Source organism: Actinomyces sp. ZJ308 (genome assembly GCF_011752065.1).
Classification (GTDB): Bacteria; Actinomycetota; Actinomycetes; order Actinomycetales; family Actinomycetaceae; genus Actinomyces.
The window spans coordinates 72732-91410 of sequence record NZ_JAAIJY010000004.1; the positions used below are offsets into that span (position 1 = coordinate 72732).

Here is an 18679-nt window from a genome sequence, read left to right on the forward strand (position 1 = left end):
CATCAGGCGCTGCCGCCGTCGCCGGGGCGCAGCGGCACGCAGCTAGTGGCGCAGGCAACCCGGGCCCAGCAACGCCTTGATGTCGGAGTAGAAGGCCGGCGAGGCCTCCACCCGCAGCGAGGCATCCAGCTGGGTACGCACCTCGCGCCCCGGGCTGGTCAGCGTCAGACGCACCGTGGACCCTCCCGGGTGCTTGGTGAGCACGTCCTTGAACTGCTCCACCAGCGGCCCGGTGCACCGGTTGGTGGGCAGCGTGATGAGGACCGCCTCGTGGGCGGCGCTCGAGATGTCCGGAATCGTCATCTCCTGGGCGTACAGGGCGACCTGCCCGTCACGTCGGTTGAGGCGTCCACGCACTGTGACCACCGTGTCCGGAGCCAGCATGGTGGAGACGGTCTGATAGGTCTGGGGGAAGAAGAGCACCTCAATGCTTCCGGCCAGGTCCTCGATCTGGGCGATGGCCCACAGGTTTCCCTGCTTGGTGGTCTTGCGGGTCAGCGAGGTGATGAGACCGGCAATGGTCACCATGGCGCCGTCGGGAAGCTCGTCGTTCTCGTGGAGCTCGGAGATCTCCTTGTCTGCGAGCTTGCCGAGCAGGCCCTCCAGGCCCATGAGGGGGTGGTCGGAGACGTAGAGCCCCAGCATGTCGCGCTCGTAGGCCAGCTTGTCCTTCTTGTCCCACTCCGGCAGGTTGGGGACGTCGGAGGAGAAGACCGGACCGTTGCCGAAGGGCGAGGCGTCCTCGCCGTCGGGGCCGCCCATGAGGGACGCGAACAGGTCGAACTGGCCGGCCGCCTCGTTGCGCTTGACGCCGATGACCTCGTCGACGAAGTCCTCGTGGCAGGCCTGCAAGGAGCGCCGCGTGTGCCCCAGCGAGTCGAAGGCGCCGGCCTTGATGAGGGAGTCGATGGTGCGCTTGTTGCACACGACGGCGGGCACCTTGTCGAGGAAGTCCTCGAAGGAGGTGAACTCGCCCTTCTCCCGGCGGGCGGCGACGATGGCGTCGACGACGTTGATGCCGACGTTGCGCACCGCGGACAGGCCGAAGCGCACGTCCTCGTCGACCGCGGAGAACTGGGCGCGCGAGGCGTTGACGTCCGGGGGCAGCACGGTGATGCCCATGTGACGGCACTCCCCCAGGTAGACCGCCAGCTTGTCCTTGTTGTCCTTCTGGCTGGTGAGCAGGGCCGCCATGTACTCGGTCGGGTAGTGCGCCTTGAGGTAGGCCGTCCAGTAGGACACCACCCCGTAGGCGGCCGAGTGGGCCTTGTTGAAGGCGTACTTGGCGAAGGGCACCACGACGTCCCACAGGGTCTTGACGCTCTCCTTGGAGAATCCGGCCTCAACCATGCCGGCCTCGAACTCGACGAACATCTTGGCCAGGATGTCCATCTTCTTCTTGCCCATGGCCTTGCGCAGCGCGTCGGCCTTGCCCATCGAGAAGCCCGCCAGGTCGGTGGCGATCTTCATGACCTGCTCCTGGTACACGATGAGGCCGTGCGTGGTTCCCAGGATCGGGTCGAGGGCGTCCTTGAGCTCGGGGTGGATCGGAACGACCTCCTGCAGGCCGTTCTTGCGCAGCGCGTAGTTGGTGTGCGACTCCGCCCCCATGGGGCCGGGACGGTAGAGGGCGCCGACGGCGGAGATGTCCTCGAAGTTGTCGGGCTTCATCAGGCGCAGCAGGGTGCGCATCCCGCCGCCGTCGAGCTGGAAGACGCCCAGGGTCTCGCCGCGTGAGAGCAGCTCGTAGGTCGCGCGGTCATCGAGCTCGACATGGTCGATGTCCAGGGCCGGCTTGCCGTTGGCGACGATGTTGTCCAGGGCGTCGGAGATGACCGTGAGGTTGCGCAGCCCCAGGAAGTCCATCTTGAGCAGTCCCAGGTGCTCGCAGGTGGGGTAGTCGAACTGGGTGATGACGGCGCCGTCCTGGAGGCGCTGCATCATGGGGATGATGTCGGTGAGTGTGGCCGAGGACATGATGACGGCGCAGGCGTGGACGCCCCACTGCCGGGTCATGCCCTCCAGTCCCTTGGCCAGCTCGACGATCTTCTGGGCGTCGGGGTCCTCGGCGTGAAGCCTGCGGAACTCCTCGGCCTCCCCGTAGCGCTCGTCGTCGGGGTTGAAGATGCCCTTGATCGAGATGTCCTTTCCCTGGACCGAGGGGGGCATGGCCTTGGTGAGGCGGTCGCCGACCGCGTAGGGGTAGCCCATGACGCGGCTGGAGTCCTTCAGGGACTGCTTGGCCTTGATGACGCCGTAGGTGACCACCTGACTGATGCGGTCGGCGCCGTACTTCTCACGCACGTACTCGATGACCTCGTCGCGCCGACGCTCGTCGAAGTCGACGTCGATATCGGGCATGGAGATGCGCTCGGGGTTGAGGAAGCGCTCGAAGATGAGTCCGTGGCGCAGCGGGTTGAGCTCGGTGATGCCCATCGCGTAGGCCACCATCGACCCGGCTCCCGAACCGCGTCCCGGACCCACCCGGATGCCGTGGGCCTTGGCCCAGTTGATGTAGTCGGCCACGACGAGGAAGTAGCCGGGGAACCCCATCTGGGTGATGACGCCGATCTCGTACTCGGCCTGCTTACGGCAGTCCTCGGGGATGTCGCCGTTGAAGCGACGATCCATGCCGCGCCAGCACTCCTTGACGAACCAGGACTCATCGTTCTCACCCTCGGGGACGGGGAAGGCCGGCATGAAGGAGGCGCCCTCGTCCACGGTGCGGAAGCGCACGTCGCACTGCTCGGCCACGAGCAGGGTGTTGTCGCAGGCCTGGGGCATCTCGGAGAAGAGTCGGCGCATCTCATTGCCGGGGCGAAGGTAGTAGGTGTCGCCGTCGAACCTGAAGCGGTCTGGGTCGGAGAGCACCGAGCCGGAGTTGATGCACAGCATCGCGTCCTGGATGGTGCGGTCCTCGGGGCGCACGTAGTGGGAGTCGTTGGTGGCCAGCAGCGGGGCACCGAGCTCCTGGGCCAGGCGCAGCAGGTCCTTGGTGACGCGCTGCTCGATCTCCAGGCCGTGGTCCATGAGCTCGACGTAGAAGAACTCCTTGCCGAAGATGTCCTGAAGCTCTCCGGCGGCGCGCAGGGCCTCGTCCCACTGGCCCAGGCGCAGACGGGTCTGGACCTCCGAGGAGGGGCAGCCGGTGGTGCCGATGAGGCCGGCGCCGTAACGGGAGAGCAGCTCGCGGTCGATGCGGGGCGCCTTGCCCCACTGGCCCTCCAGGGATGCGAAGGAGTCCATGCGCATGAGGTTGTGCAGGCCCTCGTCGTTGCGCGAGAGCAGCGTCATGTGCGTGTAGGAGCCGCGGGCGGAGACGTCGTCGCTTCTCTGGGACTCATCGCCCCAGAAGATCCGAGTCTTGTCGAAGCGCGAGGTACCGGGGGTCATGTAGGCCTCCACCCCGATGATCGGCTTGATGCCGGCGGCCCTGGCGGCGGAGTAGAACTCGTAGGCGCCGAACATGTAGCCGTGGTCGGTGATCGCCAGGGCGGGCTGGCCCAGGCGCTTGGCCTCGGCCACGTAGTCCTTGATCTTTCCGGCGCCGTCCAGCATGGAGTAGTCGGTGTGGACGTGAAGGTGGACGAAGTCGTCCCTGGGGGCTGCATCTTCCTGACTGCTCATCTCCGCCATGAACCCATCCTAGGCCCGTCAGGCGCCTCGTCTCCGGGAGGCGCCCGGCGGCGGTGTCGCCGTGAAACCGTTGCGCCGTCTGGACATTCCCGGTGCGGTTGAGCATATGTTGTGAGAATTCCGCCCCCGGTGGACGTCCTCGACCGGCCAGCGGCCTGCGACGGGACGGCCGTCAGCCCCGGGCCCGGGCTCCGGCCTCCCTCGGGGCCAGGACGGCATGGGCGAGGTCGAGCACGGGTGTGGGCACGCCCGTCTCGTCGCCGGCGCGGCAGACTGCCCCGAGCTGGGCGTCGAGCTCGCTGGGCAGACCGGCGGCGATGTCTCGTTGCATCGAGGTGGTGGCTCCGGCGGGCTGGGCGTCGGCCAGGGCCATGACGGCGGTGACCGGGTCGGGGGCGGCGTCGGTGGCCAGGTCGTGCCCGAGGCCGGAGGCGACGGCGACCACCTCTTCCACGCCCCGGATGAAGGCGTCGCGCAACTCGCTGCGCAGGATGCCGATGGGGGCCTGCGCAGCAGCGCCGAGCGCGCCCTGGACGACGACGAAGGACGCCTTGCGCCACAGCTCGGCCCAGACGGAGTCGGGGACCCAGGCACGGATGCCTGCTGCCTCCAGTGCGGCGACGATGGCAGCGCTGCGGGCGGAGGCACTGCCGTCCCACTCCCCCAGGGCCAGTGAGCCGGCGGAGCCGATGGTGCGGACGGTTCCGGGTGAGACGACGGCGGCGTAGACCCGGGCCGTCACGGCGCCGGGCTCACCGTTGGAGCAGTCACGTAGCGTCAACCCGCCGCAGCGCAGGGCCTTCAGTGTGCGGCCGTGGACGAGGAACCCGACCTGCTGGCCGCTCGCGGCCAGGCGGGCGCCGAGCCATCCGCCGATGCCTCCGGCACCGATGACGACGATCCTCATGGGCCTCTCCTCTCCTGCACCGCTCCGCCCCGTTCGGCTGAGCCTCGCCGCGTGTGGCCTCTGCGCCATTCGGGGGGCGTCAGGACGGGCCGTCCGCGGTGGTGGTGACGGTAGTGACGGTGCGTGCCATGTCCTGATGCCAGATTCCGGCGTCGAGGTAGCGGTGGCCGTCCAGGACCCGGTAGCCGCAGCGCTGGTAGAAGCCCATGGCCTGCTCCTGGGCGGAGAGGATCACCTCGACGCCGGACCGGCCCGAGTACCTCAGTGCCGCCTGCTCGAGGGCTGCTACGACGCGCGCCCCCAGACCCGTACCGCGCGCGAGACGGCGCACGGCCAGGCGGCCGAGGTGAACCTGGTCGGGGTGCTCGGGCTCCATGAGGATGCGCCCGGCTCCCAGGGGCGTGCCGTCGGCCCCGCGGGCCAGGAGGTGAACCGTGGTGGGGGCGTCATCCCTGGCATCGATCTCCTGGATGAGGGGAACCGCCTGCTCACCGACGAAGACCTCGAGGCGCACGTCGGCCACGGCGGTGCGCAGCCGGTCCGCCTCGGCCCCGGTCCGATCGCCGCGGACGGTGGCGAAGCCGATCGGCTCACGGACGGTGGCGGGCCTGATATCGAGGGCGGGTGTACAGGAACCGGGTCGACTGCCGGCAGTCTCTGTCGTGTCGGTCATGCATATCCCTCACGGGAGCCGGAGAACATCGAGGGCGTGGACGAGGTCGGCGGGGTAGTCGGAGGTGAAGACCATGTGCTCACCGGTGATGGGGTGGGCGATGCCGAGCCGGCGGGCGTGAAGCCATTGACGACTGAGTCCGGTGCGCGCCGTCATGGCCGGGTCGGCGCCATAGGTGGCGTCACCGACGCAGGGATGGCCGACCGCCGCCATGTGGACGCGGATCTGGTGGGTGCGTCCGGTCTCCAGCTGAACCTCGGCCAGGCACGCCCCGGGCATCGCCTCGATGACGTCGTAGTGGGTGACGGACTCGCGCCCGCCATCGATGATCGCCATCTTCCACTCCCGGCTCGGGTGGCGGCCGATAGGGGCATCGATCGTGCCGCTGGAGGGATCGAGATGGCCCTGGACCAGGGCGTGGTAGACCTTGTCCACCGTGTGCTCCCGGAAGGAGCGTTTGAGCACGGAGTAGGCCCTCTCCCCCTTGGCCACGATCATGACCCCCGAGGTGCCCACGTCCAGGCGCGAGACGATGCCCTGGCGCTCGGCGGCTCCGGAGGTGGCCACCCGCACGTGCATCGCCTTGAGGGCGCCCAGGACGTCGGGGCCGTCCCATCCCATGGAGGGGTGGGCGGCGACGCCGGCGGGCTTGTCCACGACGACGATGTCCTCGTCCTCGTAGAGGAGGTCCATTCCCTCGACGGGGGTCGCAACGGGCTCGACGGGGCGCGGGTCGGGCAGGTCGACCTCGAGGACGTCGCCGGTGCGGAGGCGAGCGGACTTGGTAAGCCGATCGCCGTCCCTGCGCACGTCGCCGCTCTCGCACAGGTCGCCGACCCGGCTGCGGGACAAGCCGGTCATGCGGGCCAGGGCTGCGTCAACGCGTTCGCCGTCGAAGCCATCGGGTACTGGCATGAGGCGCAGGCTCATTGCGGCTCCGTGGGCTCCACCGGAGCAGACGCCTCTGAGGTCTCCGAGTCCCCTGAGGGCCGGGCGTCGCCGTGCCTCCGGAGCCTCCTGGCGCCACCGGTCTTGCGAACCGAGGTCTTCGATCCCCCGGGCTCCGTGGCGTCACCCGCACCGGCGCGCGTCCCGTCGATCTCCCAGCCTCCCAGGGACAGGATGATGATCCCCACGGCGGCGAGCACGATCGCGATGTCCGCGATGTTGCCCACGAAGTAGCCGCCGTAGTCGATGAAGTCGATGACGTGTCCGCGCAGGAACCCGGGCTCTCTCAGGAGGCGGTCGATGAGGTTGCCGACCGCGCCGCCGAGCACCAGGCCGAGGGCCACCGCCCACGATCGGGACACCAGGTTGCGGGAGACGCGGATGATGATGATCACCACGAGCAGGGCGATGAGTGCGAAGATCCAGGTCTGTCCGGTGGCGAAGGAGAAGGCGGCACCGGGGTTGCGCACCAGGACGAGCCCCAGCGCCTGGCCGAGCAGCGCCGTGTGCCGTCCGTCGGCCAGGGCGGAGAGAGCCCACTGCTTGGTGATCTGGTCGACGACGACGATGACGATCGCCACCGTCCACAGCACGGCAACCGCGAAGCGCTTGGATCGACGGCCGCCTGCGTTCTCGCCGTCCTGCGATCCCAGGATCTTCTCCATGGTGCCGAACGGGCTGTCTGCTGGCAGTGAAACGACATTGTCTGCGGCGTCCTCAGAGGAGGCCGGGTCCATGTGGTCTGGCATGAGGCTTTCTCGCATTGCGCTCAAAAGAGAACAGGTGATGGGTAGGAGCGTGCGCACCGAGCGAAGGGCGGCGACCCGCGCGGGTCGCCGCCCTTCGTAGGAGGCCGTGTCAGAGACAGCTGGAGGGGCTGAGCCTTCCTTGGCGGACGGCAGCCATAGCACTCCGTAGGCCTGCCCCTGAGGTACTCACGGGTGGCACCGGGAGGCGATCTGGAAGATCACGGACCGGACGGTCACGGTCACAGTCCGGAGATGGAGCTCTCGCCGCCGTCCTCGACGTTGGTCAGCAGGTTCTGCAGGTAACTCTTGAGGCGGGTGCGGTAGTCGGACTCGAAGCGCCGCAGCTCGTCGATCTTGTGCTCGAGACCGGAGCGCTCCTTCTCCAGCTGAGCCAGGGTCCGGTTGCGCTGGTCCTCGGCCTCACGCACGATCTGCTCCCCGGTGGAGCGGGCCTCAGTGACGATGCGCTCACCCTCGGCCTTGCCGTTGGCGACGTGCTCGTCGTGGAGGCGCTGGGCCAGCTCGAGCATGCCGGACGCAGCGGCCGGGCCCTGGCCGCCGGACTCGCCGGAGACCGCAGGCACGGACACAGCCGGCTCGGCCTGGACCGGAGAGACGGGGGAAGCGGGGGCGGCGGGGATGGCAGCCCCTTCGCCGAGCTGGGCCACTCGGCGGTTGGCGGCCTCGAGCTTGGCCTTGAGGTCGGCGTTCTCAGCCTCCAGCTGACGCATTGCCTCGACTACCTCGTCGAGGAACTCGTCGACCTCGTCCTGCTCGTAGCCCTCACGGAACTTGGTCGCCTGGAACTTTTTGTTGAGGACGTCGTCTGCTGTCAGCAGCGTCATGGGTCGTCACCTCGGTGTCGTTACGGATAAGGTCACGAGCACCGGGCATCCGGTCACTCATGCGGACAGAGTACCTGAACTCGAGGTTCAGGCCACATCAAGCGCGCTATCTCACGCTGACGTGAGGACAGCACTCTAGCGGTTCGTTCGCGACTTGACACCTGTTCAGATGAGAAGTCTGAGGAACCACTGGAGGATCCAGATCCCGAAGACCAGGACCAGGAAGCTCAGGTCGATGCCAACCCCTCCCAGGCGTGCCATGGGAACCTTCTGACGGATCAGTCGCAGAGGCGGATCCGTCAGGGCGTACACCAGGTTGGCCAGCACCAGGACGACTCCCTGAGGGCGCCACTGGCGGGCGAACACCTGAATCCAGTCGAGCACGACCCTGACCAGGAGGATGAGGAAGTACAGGCTCAGAATGCTCGACAGGATCCAGGCCAGCGGCGAGACAAGGCTCACGTGCGGTCAGCTCAGCTCTGATTGAAGAACCGGCCGCGGGCCTGTGCGACCTCACCGCCGTCGATCTCGACACTCGCTGGAGTCAGCAGGAACACCCGCGGAGTGACTCGCTCGATCGCGCCGTGCAGGCCGAAGACCAGGCCGGCGGAGAAGTCCACCATGCGACGGGCGTCCGACTCACTCATACCCGTGAGGTTGATGATGACGGGAACCCCGTCACGGAAGGACTCGCCGATGATCCTGGCCTCGTTGTAGGTCGAGGGGTGCACCGTGACGATGCGACGGAGGTCCGGGGCGGCGTCAACGGGCTCGGGCGCGGCCGGGGCGGAGAAGTCCTCGTAACCCTCGTCGACGAAGTCCTGCTCGTGCTCCTGCACGGCGTAACCGGCGTCGGCAGCCTCATAGCTGTCCTCGTAGGTCTCCTCCTCCGGCTCCGAGTAGCCGAGGAAACTGGTCATACTGCGCAGCGCGCCCATTTATCGCTCCTTGGTTCGTCCGGTCCCCTGCGTTCCGGATGTGCTGCGACCGTATCCGCCCCCGCAACACCGCACGGGGACCTCAACCCGGCGTGTCCCTAACCTCAGGTTCCAGGTAGGTCACGCTCAGGAAGTATTCAGTCGTCTGGGCGTCAACGCGGGACCACGACACCTGCCAGCCGTCCAGTCACCCCGTCTCGCCGGAAGGAGTAGAAGCGCGGGTCCTCATAGGTGCACCACTGACCTGCACTGATGTGCCCGACCCCCGCGCGCTCGAGCTGAGCGAGGACGCCCGCCGCCACGTCAAGGCCGGGAGTGCCCCACGACGTGCGTGAGGCACAGGCGGGTTCGCGCTGCGCGGACAGCGTGCGCATGTGATCCGGAACCTCGTAGCAGGAGCCGCAGATCGACGGGCCGACGGCGGCCCAGAGGTCGGTCGGGTCCGCTCCGGCTCTGCGGAGGGACTCGATCGTGGCGGGAACGACTCCGTCAAGCATGCCGCGGCGTCCGGCATGGACCGCCGCCGTCAGAGAACCGTCTCGGGAGGCCAGCAGGAGGGGGACGCAGTCGGCGACGAGGACGCAGCAGCCGGCGGGCGCACCGGCCGCCCGGGCATCCAGGACGAGCGCGTCCGCGGTGGGCACCGGCTCGACCCGGGCCGTGGCCACGACGGCGGAGTGGACCTGGTTCATCCAGGCCAGGTGCCGGTCCTGCTCAAGACCGAGCAGCGCCTCGAGCCTGCGACGGTGACCATGAACACGCTGCGGGTCGTCTCCGACGTGCAGCGCCAGGTTCCACCCGGTGTAGGCCGTCGTCCCCCCACCGCTTCCACCACTGCCATCGATCCCGCTGACGCGCCCCTCAGCCTGTGCGACGGCGCCGCTCCCGCCAGGGACGGGACGGGCCCGCAGGCCACGGGTGGTGAAGTACCCGCGGGCCCCCGGGCCCAGATCCACCTCGATCATGTCCGAGACCTGACCGACGTTCGTGTCACACATCTCCGAGCGGCCCCGACGTCGGTTCCGCTCAGCGCAGGAAGTCGGGCAGGTCGATGCCGTCGTCGTCGGCGTCGACCCCGATGACCTGAGGAACCTCGAGCTCGGAGACCGGCTGCTGAGCCGGAACCGAGCCGTACGAGCCGTAGGAGTCGTCGACGTAGGCGGGCATGCTCCCTGACGACAGGGCCTCTGCCGCACTGACCTCCGACAGGTGAGCCGCGGCCGCCGGCGACGGGGCCGGAGCCAGCGGGACGGGCCGGGTCACGGGATTCTGCGCGGCGTGGGCACCGCCGCGAGGTGCGGGGGCCGGCGGCAGGTCCTCGACCGGGGAGGCGGCAACCGGCGGGACGGCGGCGGCCCGCGACAGCCGGGTCACCGGATCGGCCAGGCCGCCCACCACCGGCTCGGAGTCGAAGCCGGCGGCGATGACCGTCACCCGGACCTCGTCGCCCAGAGCGCCGTCGACAACGTTTCCGACGATGATGTTGGCCTCGGGGTGGACGGCCTCCCGCACGAGGTTGGCGGCCTCGTTCATCTCGAACAGACCCAGGTCGGAGCCCCCCTGGAAGAAGAGCAGCACGCCGTGGGCGCCGTCGATCGAGGTCTCCAGCAGCGGCGAGGCGATGGCCTCCTCGGTGGCCGTGATCGCGCGGCCCTCACCGGTGGCCGAGCCGATGCCCATGAGGGCGCTGCCGGCGCCCTGCATGACGGACTTGACGTCGTTGAAGTCGACGTTGATGAGGCCGGGGGTGGTGATGAGCTCGGTGATGCCCTGAACACCCTGAAGAAGCACCTGGTCCGCCTGCTTGAAGGCGTCCACGACGGAGATGTTCTTGTCGGCGATCTGCAGGAGGCGGTCGTTGGGGATGACGATGAGGGTGTCGACCTCCTCGCGCAGCGCCTGGACGCCGTCCTCGGCCTGCGCCGAGCGGCGACGCCCCTCGAAGGAGAAGGGGCGGGTGACCACGCCGATGGTCAGCGCGCCGATGCTCTTGGCCAGGCGGGCGACCACGGGGGCGGCTCCGGTGCCGGTACCGCCTCCCTCTCCGGCGGTGACGAAGACCATGTCTGATCCGTCGAGGGCCTCGCGGATCTCGGACTCGTGGTCCTCGGCGGCCTTGCGGCCGATGGCCGGGTCGGCACCCGCCCCCAGCCCTCGGGTCAGGTCACGTCCGACATCGAGCTTGACGTCGGCGTCGGACATGAGCAGCGCCTGGGCGTCGGTGTTCACGGCGATGAACTCGACGCCACGCAGATCGGCCTCGATCATGCGGTTGACGGCGTTGACGCCGCCGCCGCCGACGCCGACGACCTTGATCTCTGCCTGGTAGTGCTGTGCGTCGTCCACAGCCATGCTCTCGACCACTGGCGTCCCCTCCGCGAGTTTCGTCATGAGCCCTCCGGTGAGGGCTCCCCTCAAACCTCAACCTCAAGTTAAGGTCTATACTTATGTCATTCTCTGAATGACTGGCTTAACGCTATGAGACTTCCAGGACGTCGTGACGCATTGAAGCCCGGCGTGTTCGCGTGCAGTTGCCTGCGGATTTCCTGCTATATCCCTGCGACTTACCTGTAATAAATCTGAAGGTTTGAAGCTCGTGTCTCCCAGCTCGGTGTCCACGCGCCTGACCGAGCCGCTCAGGACGCCGGAGGCGACGTCTCGGGCGCCGTCGTAGCCCCGTCGGCGGATCGCGTCGTGGGGCGATGAGGTGAGGAGACGTCATAGACGGACGCGCTGGAGGTCATGAGGGTGGCCAGGACCCGCGCCTTGAGCTCGTTGTCCTGGGTGTCTCCCCACACCACGCTGGCGCCGTTGGACAGGGTGAGCGTGACCTGCCCGGACTCCGTGGCGCTCCCGCTGGTCACCTGAGCCAGAGTCTGAGGCGTGAGAGAGCCCACCACCTGGGTGACGGCCGCGACCTGCTTGGCTGAGATCGTCTGAGGTCCGCTCGCGCCGTCGGCCTGGTCGGGCATGATGGTCACCAGGCCCGACGGCGCCTCGGGGACCCGATCGAGGACCACGGCCTCGTTGTCGAGCACCTGGTAGCCGTCCGCTCCCTGGACGGTGGCCACCGGTACCCGCATCGTCAGCTGCACCCGAAGTCCCCGGGGCCAGGCCCTGGTCACCTGTGCCTGGCGCACCCGGACCAGCTTGTCACTCACCTGGGAGGAGAGCCGTCCGGTGTCGAGCCGCAGCAACGAGTCGCCCGAGTAGGAGGCCAGGACGTCACGGACCTGCTTGTCCGAGACGCTGCCGTCCGATCCGACGACGGAGATCCTCTGTGTCTGCAGGCCCAGGAGGGGTGAGAAGACCAGGGCCCAGACCACCAGGACGACGGCGAGCACGACGACGACGGCCGTTGCCAGTCGGCGCAGGCGCAGTCGGCGCAGGGCCTGCTGACGTTCCTTGAGACGGTCGGCGAGCCCGGTGGAGACGACCCGGTCATCCCCTCTGGGCAGCGCGACCTGACGGCGGCCGAAGACGGTCAGCTCGGTACTCGACGCGCTCTGCGGGCCGGCGGTCGTCTCCGGCGCCTTGCTCCCCTTCGACGGAGTCTGACCATGCTGCTTGCCGGAGGAGGTCGGGCGTGAGCCGCCCGCGGAGGGGGTCGTTTCCCTCACGGCGCCCCGACCGGAGCGTGGGGCCCCGCCGGCACCAGGAGCCCGGGGTCGCCTGGCCGGGCCGGCAGTGGCCCGGCGCTCGGCCGCCCGCTGAGTCTGCGAGGTCTGCGGGTTCTGCTGGGAGCGCCTCGTGTCGGACTGTCCACTCCCGCTCTGGCCGCCCTGGCCGGTCTGCCCGGAGCGGACGGGGCGCGGGCGCCGGTTCCCCGAGCGGCGCGGAGGAATGCTGGCCGGCGTTCCCTGAGACCGGTTGGACGGCTCGGGGCGGGGTGCCGAGGGCTTCCTCATGCCCGCCCGCCTCGATCCTCGGGCGAGCCGGGGGCACTGCCCTCGCGGGCCGTCAGGTCATCCAGAACCGTGGAGGCCAGCTCGGTGACGTCACCCGCCCCGACCGTCAGCAGCAGGTCGCCGGAGCGGGCCAGTGCGGCCACGGCGTGCGCGGCCTCCTGGCGATCCGCGACGAAGGCGGCCCTGCCGGGGGGAACCCGCCGGGCGACCGTGTCTCCGGTGATGTCGGGGAAGTCGGCCTGGGTCTCCCTGGCGGGGTAGACGTCTGCGACGACGACGGCGTCGGCCAGGGCCAGGGCCTGACCGAAGCGGTCGGCGAAGGCCCGGGTGCGGGAGAACAGGTGCGGCTGGAAGAGCACCAGGACCCGGCCGCCGCGCTCCTGGGCGACCTCGCGCGCGGTGTGCAGGAGTGCCTCGATCTCCGTGGGGTGGTGGGCGTAGTCGTCGATGACGCGTACGCCGTCGGCCTCGCCCCGATCCTCGAAGCGCCGCCCGGTGCCTCCGAAGGCGCCCAGGGCACGGGCCATCTCGGCCGGTTCGATGCCCAGCTCGATGCCGGCGGCCCAGGCGCCGGCGGCATCGAGGGCCACATGGTCTCCGGGCACGGCCAGCACCAGCTCGACCGGGCTCCGGGGCGGCTCCTGCGCGCCCACGGCGCCGGTCTGGGCCCGGTGCTCCGTGCTGGTCAGGGTCAGCAGCGCACGGGTGGCGGAGGCCCCGCGCTCCTGGATGTCCAGGTGGACGTGCCCCTCCCCCACCAGCGTCCCGCCGGGCAGGGTCTCGGGACCTGCGAAGGAGTAGGTGACCACGCGCAGCCCCTCATCGGCGGCCGACTGCGCCAGGCGCAGTGAGCCGGGGTCCTCGGCGCAGGCCACCAGGAGGCCCCCGGGAACCAGGCGGTGGGCGAAGTCGACGAAGGCCGCCTCGAAGGCCTCGGCGGTGCCGTAGCTGTCGAGGTGGTCCGGCTCGACGTTGGTGACGATCTCCACGCGGGGTGAGTAGTTGAGGAAGGAGCGGTCGGACTCGTCGGCCTCGGCCACGAGGGCGGAGCCGCTCCCCAGGTGGGCCCCGGTACCCAGCGCCCTGACGACCCCGCCGATGGCGAAGGAGGGGTCGGCACCGGCCTGGGTGAGGGCCTCGGCGAGCATGCCCGAGGTCGTCGTCTTGCCGTGCGCGCCGGCCACGGCGACGAAGTCCAGCCCCTGGGCGGCCAGGGCCAGGGCCTGGGAGCGGTGGATGACCTCCTGACCCCGTCGGCGGGCCTGGGCGAGCTCGGGGTTGGTCTCCTTGATCGCAGTGGAGACCACGACCGTGCTCGCCTCGGGGACGTGCGCGGCGTCATGGCCCAGGTGGGTCGTGATCCCCAGGTCGGCCAGGTGGTCGAAGGCGGGACCGCCGTGGGCGTCGGAGCCCGAGACCCGGGCACCCCGAGCCGCGAGCAGCTGGGCGACCACGCTCATGCCCGCTCCCCCGATACCGATGAGGTGGAACGACCTGCCGGCCATCGTGTGTCGGTCAGTACCGGCCTGCCGGGAGACGGCGTGGGGGGCGGGGTGGTGTGTCGGGGCGGTCATGCCGCACTCTCCTCGTCGGTGGGAGCGGGATTCGTGGAGGCGCACTGCTGGATGAGGGCGGACAGTCGGGCCGCCGCGTCCTGGACTCCGGTGGAGGCCGCGGCCCGGGCCATGGCGGCCTGATGCTCGGGGTCGGAGATGAGCACCGCGAAGTCGAGGATGTCGGAGGGCTTGAGGTCGGCGTCGAGCACCAGGCGCCCGCCTCCTGAGGCCAGGACGTCGGCGGCGTTGAGACGCTGCTCACCGTTGCCGATCGGAAGGGGGACGTAGAGCGCGGGCAGTCCCAGGGCGGTGATCTCCGCGACGGTACCGGCACCGGAGCGGCACAGGACCCCGTCGGCACAGGCGTAGGCCTGTTCCATGGTGGTCAGGTAGTCCAGCACGTGGTAGCGATCGGTCAGATCCTGCGGCGCGCCGGAGGCCACTGCCGCCTCGAGTGCGGCGCGCACGGGGGCGTCCTTGTCCTTGCCGGTCAGGTGCAGCACCTGCAGGCCTGCGGGCAGGGAGTCCAGTGACTCGCTGAGGACCTCGTTGAGGTGCTGGGCCCCCAACGAGCCACCCGTCACCAGGAGCGTGGGCATGTCGGGGTCGAGTCCCAGCGCCCGGGCGCCCTCGACGCGGGCGCGCCGGGCCCCCTCGGAGGTGGCCCGCTGCGTCACCAGGGTGGCGATGGCCGGGCGCAGTGGCAGCCCGGTGACCTCGGTGCTTCCCTTGGAGGCCTTGAGACGGGTGGAGGCGAATGTCAGGGCGACCGCCCTGGCCCAGGACGCCCCCAGCCGGTTGGCCAGGCCGGGCCGGGCGTTCTGCTCGTGGATGACGACCGGCACGCCGGCCTTCCGGGCGGCCAGGTACGCGGGGGTGGAGACGTAGCCGCCGAAGCCGACGACGACGTCGGCCCCGACCGCCTCGATGGCCTCGGTGGCTGCGCTGATCGCCTTTCCCAGCCGGTGCGGCAGGCGCAGCAGGTCCCCGCTGGGACGCCGGGGCAGGGGAACCCGGGGAACGAGGGCCAGCTCGAAGCCGGCCTCGGGCACGAGGCGGTTCTCCAGCCCCTCGGCCGTTCCCAGGACGAGGATCCGCGTGCGGGGGTCGCCGCCCAGGGCCGGCTCCTGCAGGGCCGCGGCCGTGGCCAGCAACGGGTTGACGTGGCCGGCGGTGCCGCCACCGGCCAGCAGCACCCGCAGCGGCTGGGGCCGCTCCGGTCTGCTGGACGGCGCCTCCTGGGGCGAGCCTGCGCTCTCACTTGTCTCGGGCACGGTTCCTCCTAGGGACAATGACTGCCAGGGAGCGACGCAGCGCCCCGGGACTCGTGGACAGGGCCTCCTGCGCGCCGGGTTCGTGGCGGGCGAAGGCCAGAAGCACCCCGATGGCCAGGAGGACCGAGACCAGGGCGGTTCCTCCACGGCTGACGAGGGGAAGCGGGACGCCCAGCACCGGCAGGGCGCCGGTGACGACCCCCATGTTGATGATCGCCTGCCCCACGATCCACGCGCCGATGGCCGAGGTCGTGGCCACGACGTAGATCGAGGTGTGGCGTCTCATGAGGCGCAGGCAGCAGGCGCCGATGGCGGCGAACAGGACGATGACGACGAGGGTGCCCACCAGTCCGAACTCCTCGCCGAGCACGGCGAAGATGTAGTCGGAGTCGGCCTGGGTGAGGTAGCCCCATTTCTGGCGCGAGGAGCCCGGTCCGACGCCGAACCAGCCGCCGGTTCCCAGCGCCCACATGCCGTGCTTGGGCTGGTAGCCCACGCCGGTGGGGTCCGCCCCCTCGGGGTGGATCCAGGCGATGATGCGGGCGCGCCGGTTGGCGCTGAGCATGGAGGCCGCTGCGAACAGCAGCATGCCGAGCGTGCCCAGGAGGGCGAACCATCGTTTTCTCAGTCCCCCCACCCACAGGGCGCCGGCGACGATGAGGACCAGGATGATGACGGTTCCCAGGTCCTGTCCCCCCAGGACGCTCAGGATCGCGATACCGACGCCGGCCCAGCCCGCGTGCCACGACCGGTCCCGGCGCTTGGCCACGTACCAGGTCACCATTGTGCCCAGGACCAGGGCAAGAGCCATCTTGATGAACTCCGAGGGCTGGGCCGTGCCGACCCCGGGCACCAGGATCCAGTTGCGGTTTCCGTAGACGTTGACGCCGATGGGAGTGAAGACAAGGCACTGCATGGCGATCGTCAGCCCCAGGACCGCCCAGGCGACCCGGGGGAACCAGGACAGGGGCATGCGGGAGATCCCGATCATGCCCACGGTCCCCACGACGGCGAAGATGAGGTACTTGGCGAAGTCGGTGAAGGCGTTGCCCCCGTTGGCGGCCACGGTCACCGACTGCACGGAGAAGACCATGATGAGCCCGAAGGTCTCCAGCACCAGGGTGGAGACGAGCAGGCAGTAGTAGGTCAGGGTCACCTGCTCGGCGCTCTGAGCAGCGTCAGCGGCGCTGTTCGGCCGGCGTCCGCGACGCCCGTGCGATGAGGCGCCGTCGGGCTCGGTGGAGCCGGCTCCGTCCCAGGGGCGGGCCAGGCGCTCGCCCCAGCGCGCCAGGCGCCCGGACCAGGCGGCACGCACCTGGCCGATACGGCCCGTGGTCCGGGAGCCGCCACCGTTCGACGACCTCCTCGGCGATGTCGGTGAGGACGCCTGGGGCGAGGGGACGCCCGTCCGTCGCCTCGGGGAGCCCGACGACTGCCGGGGCTGGGCCGAGCGCGAGCCGGTCCGCTTGGCAGACCTCGGCTGCTTCCTCGACTGCTTCCCGGGTCGCTTGGACGATGCGGCCGACGCTCCTCGAGTCTCGGCCCCGCCGGACCTGTGATCGCCACGGCCCTTCTCCGCTGCGCGGTCGGAGGGCGCCGAGGACCCCGACGAGGGCGGTCTCGACGAGCGAGGAGCGGTGGCCGAGGTGGACCCGGTCTTCACGGCTGCCCCTGGACACCGGAGGCCTCCACCGTCTGGGCGCCGGCGAGTCCGGTGTGGGCCCGGGCCGCGGCGGCGAACAGGTCACCGCGCTGGGCGTAGGAGGTGAACTGGTCCCAGGAGGCGCAGGCCGGCGCCAGCATGACGGTGTCGCCGCTGCGGGCCAGGGCTCCGGCCGCCTCCACCGCCGCGACGCTGACCCGCTCGGGCGCGGCGTCGCTGACGCGGGTGACCGGCAGTCCTGGCGCCTCCTGCTCCAGGGCGGCCAGGATGTCGCTCTGGTCCTTGCCGATGACGACGGCGCCGCGCAGATGGGGCCGCACGGTGCGGACCAGGTCGAAGAACTGGGCACCCTTGGTGTCTCCGCCGCAGATCCACACACCGGTTCCCTTCGGCAGGGAGGTCAGCGCGGCCTCGGCGGAGTGCGGGTTGGTGGCCTTGGAGTCGTCGACCCAGGTGACGCCGTCGGCCTGGGCGACGGTGACGATCCGGTGGGCACCGGGGCTGTAGTCGCGCAGCCCGGCCGCGACCGACTCCGCTCCGACCCCGGCCGCGCGGGCCAGGCAGGCGGCCGCCAGGGCGTCGGCGAGCAGGTGCGCGGGCAGGTTCTCGGGGCGCCGCCCCGGGGCCAGGTGGGCCATGTCGGTGGCGGTGGCGAGCTCGACGCCGCTGGAGCGGCGCTCGGCGTGGAAGGCACGGTCCACCAGCATGTCCTCGACCATGCCGACCTGTCCCAGGCCCGGCGCGGCCAGGGTGAAGCCGACGGCCCGGCAGCCCTCGACGACGTCGGCCCGGCGCACCATGTCCTCAGTGGCGCCGTCGGCGAGGTTGTAGACGGCGGCGAGCCGGGTGCGGGCGTAGACGCGGGCCTTGTCCGCGGCGTAGGCCTCCGGGCCCCCGTGCCAGTCGAGGTGGTCGGCGGCCAGGTTGAGGCAGGCCGAGGCCAGGGGGGAGAGGGTCCGGGTGGTGTGGAGCTGGAAGCTGGACAGCTCCACGGCCAGGGCGTCGGCGCTGCCGGCCAGCACCGCCTCGATGACGGGGGTGCCGATGTTGCCGACGGCAGGGGCCGTGAGTCCCTGGGCCTCCAGGATCGCCGAGAGCATGCCGACCGTCGTGGTCTTGCCGTCCGTGCCGGTCAGCGTGAGCCAGGGGACGTCCGCACGCGAGGAGTCCTGCTGGAGCCTCCAGGCCAGCTCGATCTCGCTCCAGGTCTCGATGCCAGCCGCCTCGGCGGTGCGCAGGACCGGGCCGGTGGCCGGGACTCCGGGGGAGACGACGAGCAGCCGCGCCGGGGAGTCGGCCAGGGCGGCCGCTGTCGCCTCGCCGTCGGCGACGGTGGCCGAGACCACGGAGGTGGCCAGGGTGCCGTGCGCGGTGGCGTCCAGCGCCTCGATGGAGGCCTCGCGGCTGTCGAAGACGTGGATGCGGGCCCCCAGGGTGGCCAGGGCGTCGACGACGGCGCGTCCGGTTCGCCCGAGCCCGACGACGGCCACGTGGGCGCCGTCGAGCTGGTCGCTCAGGGACCCGCCAGGGCCGCTCACGGCACCGGCCGCAGCGGATCCGGGTGCACCCACCGGACCGGCGC

Annotated in this window: 15 protein-coding genes; all 15 read right to left on the reverse strand. The window is 70.3% G+C overall.

Annotated features, from left to right (window positions below; genetic code table 11):
• Nucleotides 1-42 precede the first annotated feature (42 nt).
• Nucleotides 43-3636 carry a DNA polymerase III subunit alpha gene (gene dnaE, locus HCR68_RS03210; RefSeq protein WP_167146123.1) on the reverse strand — a complete coding sequence of 1198 codons (3594 nt, stop codon included), beginning with the start codon at nucleotides 3634-3636 and terminating at the stop codon, nucleotides 43-45.
• A gap of 172 nt (nucleotides 3637-3808) precedes the next feature.
• Nucleotides 3809-4543: a ketopantoate reductase C-terminal domain-containing protein gene (locus HCR68_RS03215; protein WP_167146125.1), complete on the reverse strand. Its 735-nt coding sequence runs from the start codon at nucleotides 4541-4543 to the stop codon at nucleotides 3809-3811.
• Between the two features lie 79 nt (nucleotides 4544-4622).
• Nucleotides 4623-5216 (reverse strand): GNAT family N-acetyltransferase, encoded by a 594-nt coding sequence (locus tag HCR68_RS03220; protein WP_167146127.1) that lies wholly within the window; start codon nucleotides 5214-5216, stop codon nucleotides 4623-4625.
• Nucleotides 5217-5225: 9 nt separating this feature from the next.
• Entirely contained in the window at nucleotides 5226-6146 is a 921-nt protein-coding gene (locus HCR68_RS03225) for an RluA family pseudouridine synthase (RefSeq protein WP_167146129.1), read from the reverse strand.
• Nucleotides 6143-6913, reverse strand: a complete 771-nt coding sequence (gene lspA / locus HCR68_RS03230) for a signal peptidase II (RefSeq protein WP_167146131.1) — start codon at nucleotides 6911-6913, stop codon at nucleotides 6143-6145. Before lspA ends, HCR68_RS03225 begins: the two co-directional genes overlap by 4 nt.
• Nucleotides 6914-7152: 239 nt before the next feature.
• Nucleotides 7153-7758 carry a DivIVA domain-containing protein gene (locus HCR68_RS03235; RefSeq protein ID WP_009232093.1) on the reverse strand — a complete coding sequence of 202 codons (606 nt, stop codon included), beginning with the start codon at nucleotides 7756-7758 and terminating at the stop codon, nucleotides 7153-7155.
• Between the two features lie 165 nt (nucleotides 7759-7923).
• Complete coding sequence (locus tag HCR68_RS03240) at nucleotides 7924-8220, reverse strand: YggT family protein (protein WP_167146133.1); 297 nt, start codon at nucleotides 8218-8220, stop codon at nucleotides 7924-7926.
• 11 nt (nucleotides 8221-8231) lie between these two features.
• Entirely contained in the window at nucleotides 8232-8696 is a 465-nt protein-coding gene (gene sepF, locus HCR68_RS03245) for a cell division protein SepF (RefSeq protein WP_167146135.1), read from the reverse strand.
• Nucleotides 8697-8848: 152 nt separating this feature from the next.
• Nucleotides 8849-9694, reverse strand: coding sequence for a polyphenol oxidase family protein (locus HCR68_RS03250; protein ID WP_167146137.1), 846 nt, complete (start codon nucleotides 9692-9694; stop codon nucleotides 8849-8851).
• Between the two features lie 28 nt (nucleotides 9695-9722).
• On the reverse strand, nucleotides 9723-11087 hold the full coding sequence (ftsZ, locus tag HCR68_RS03255) for a cell division protein FtsZ (RefSeq protein WP_208320489.1): 1365 nt from the start codon (nucleotides 11085-11087) through the stop codon (nucleotides 9723-9725).
• Nucleotides 11088-11332: 245 nt separating this feature from the next.
• Complete coding sequence (locus HCR68_RS03260) at nucleotides 11333-12604, reverse strand: FtsQ-type POTRA domain-containing protein (protein WP_243858907.1); 1272 nt, start codon at nucleotides 12602-12604, stop codon at nucleotides 11333-11335.
• Nucleotides 12601-14178, reverse strand: a complete 1578-nt coding sequence (murC, locus tag HCR68_RS03265; RefSeq protein ID WP_167146139.1) for a UDP-N-acetylmuramate--L-alanine ligase — start codon at nucleotides 14176-14178, stop codon at nucleotides 12601-12603. Before murC ends, HCR68_RS03260 begins: the two co-directional genes overlap by 4 nt.
• A complete protein-coding gene (locus HCR68_RS03270; RefSeq protein WP_167146140.1) occupies nucleotides 14175-15434 on the reverse strand; it encodes a UDP-N-acetylglucosamine--N-acetylmuramyl-(pentapeptide) pyrophosphoryl-undecaprenol N-acetylglucosamine transferase in 1260 nt (419 codons plus the stop codon). Before HCR68_RS03270 ends, murC begins: the two co-directional genes overlap by 4 nt.
• Entirely contained in the window at nucleotides 15418-16749 is a 1332-nt protein-coding gene (locus HCR68_RS03275) for a putative peptidoglycan glycosyltransferase FtsW (protein WP_243858908.1), read from the reverse strand. Before HCR68_RS03275 ends, HCR68_RS03270 begins: the two co-directional genes overlap by 17 nt.
• A gap of 344 nt (nucleotides 16750-17093) precedes the next feature.
• A complete protein-coding gene (murD, locus tag HCR68_RS03280) occupies nucleotides 17094-18635 on the reverse strand; it encodes a UDP-N-acetylmuramoyl-L-alanine--D-glutamate ligase (RefSeq protein WP_167146336.1) in 1542 nt (513 codons plus the stop codon).
• Nucleotides 18636-18679: the final 44 nt, after the last annotated feature.

Bases quoted from the DNA above. Each gene is read 5' to 3' on its own strand.
- dnaE (WP_167146123.1), bottom strand. From the start codon at position 3,636: ATGGCGGAGATGAGCAGTCAGGAAGATGCAGCCCCCAGGGACGACTTC.
- HCR68_RS03215 (WP_167146125.1), bottom strand. From the start codon at position 4,543: ATGAGGATCGTCGTCATCGGTGCCGGAGGCATCGGCGGATGGCTCGGC.
- HCR68_RS03220 (WP_167146127.1), bottom strand. From the start codon at position 5,216: ATGACCGACACGACAGAGACTGCCGGCAGTCGACCCGGTTCCTGTACA.
- HCR68_RS03225 (WP_167146129.1), bottom strand. From the start codon at position 6,146: ATGAGCCTGCGCCTCATGCCAGTACCCGATGGCTTCGACGGCGAACGC.
- lspA (WP_167146131.1), bottom strand. From the start codon at position 6,913: ATGCCAGACCACATGGACCCGGCCTCCTCTGAGGACGCCGCAGACAAT.
- HCR68_RS03235 (WP_009232093.1), bottom strand. From the start codon at position 7,758: ATGACGCTGCTGACAGCAGACGACGTCCTCAACAAAAAGTTCCAGGCG.
- sepF (WP_167146135.1), bottom strand. From the start codon at position 8,696: ATGGGCGCGCTGCGCAGTATGACCAGTTTCCTCGGCTACTCGGAGCCG.
- HCR68_RS03250 (WP_167146137.1), bottom strand. From the start codon at position 9,694: ATGTGTGACACGAACGTCGGTCAGGTCTCGGACATGATCGAGGTGGAT.
- ftsZ (WP_208320489.1), bottom strand. From the start codon at position 11,087: ATGACGAAACTCGCGGAGGGGACGCCAGTGGTCGAGAGCATGGCTGTG.
- HCR68_RS03260 (WP_243858907.1), bottom strand. From the start codon at position 12,604: ATGAGGAAGCCCTCGGCACCCCGCCCCGAGCCGTCCAACCGGTCTCAG.
- murC (WP_167146139.1), bottom strand. From the start codon at position 14,178: ATGACCGCCCCGACACACCACCCCGCCCCCCACGCCGTCTCCCGGCAG.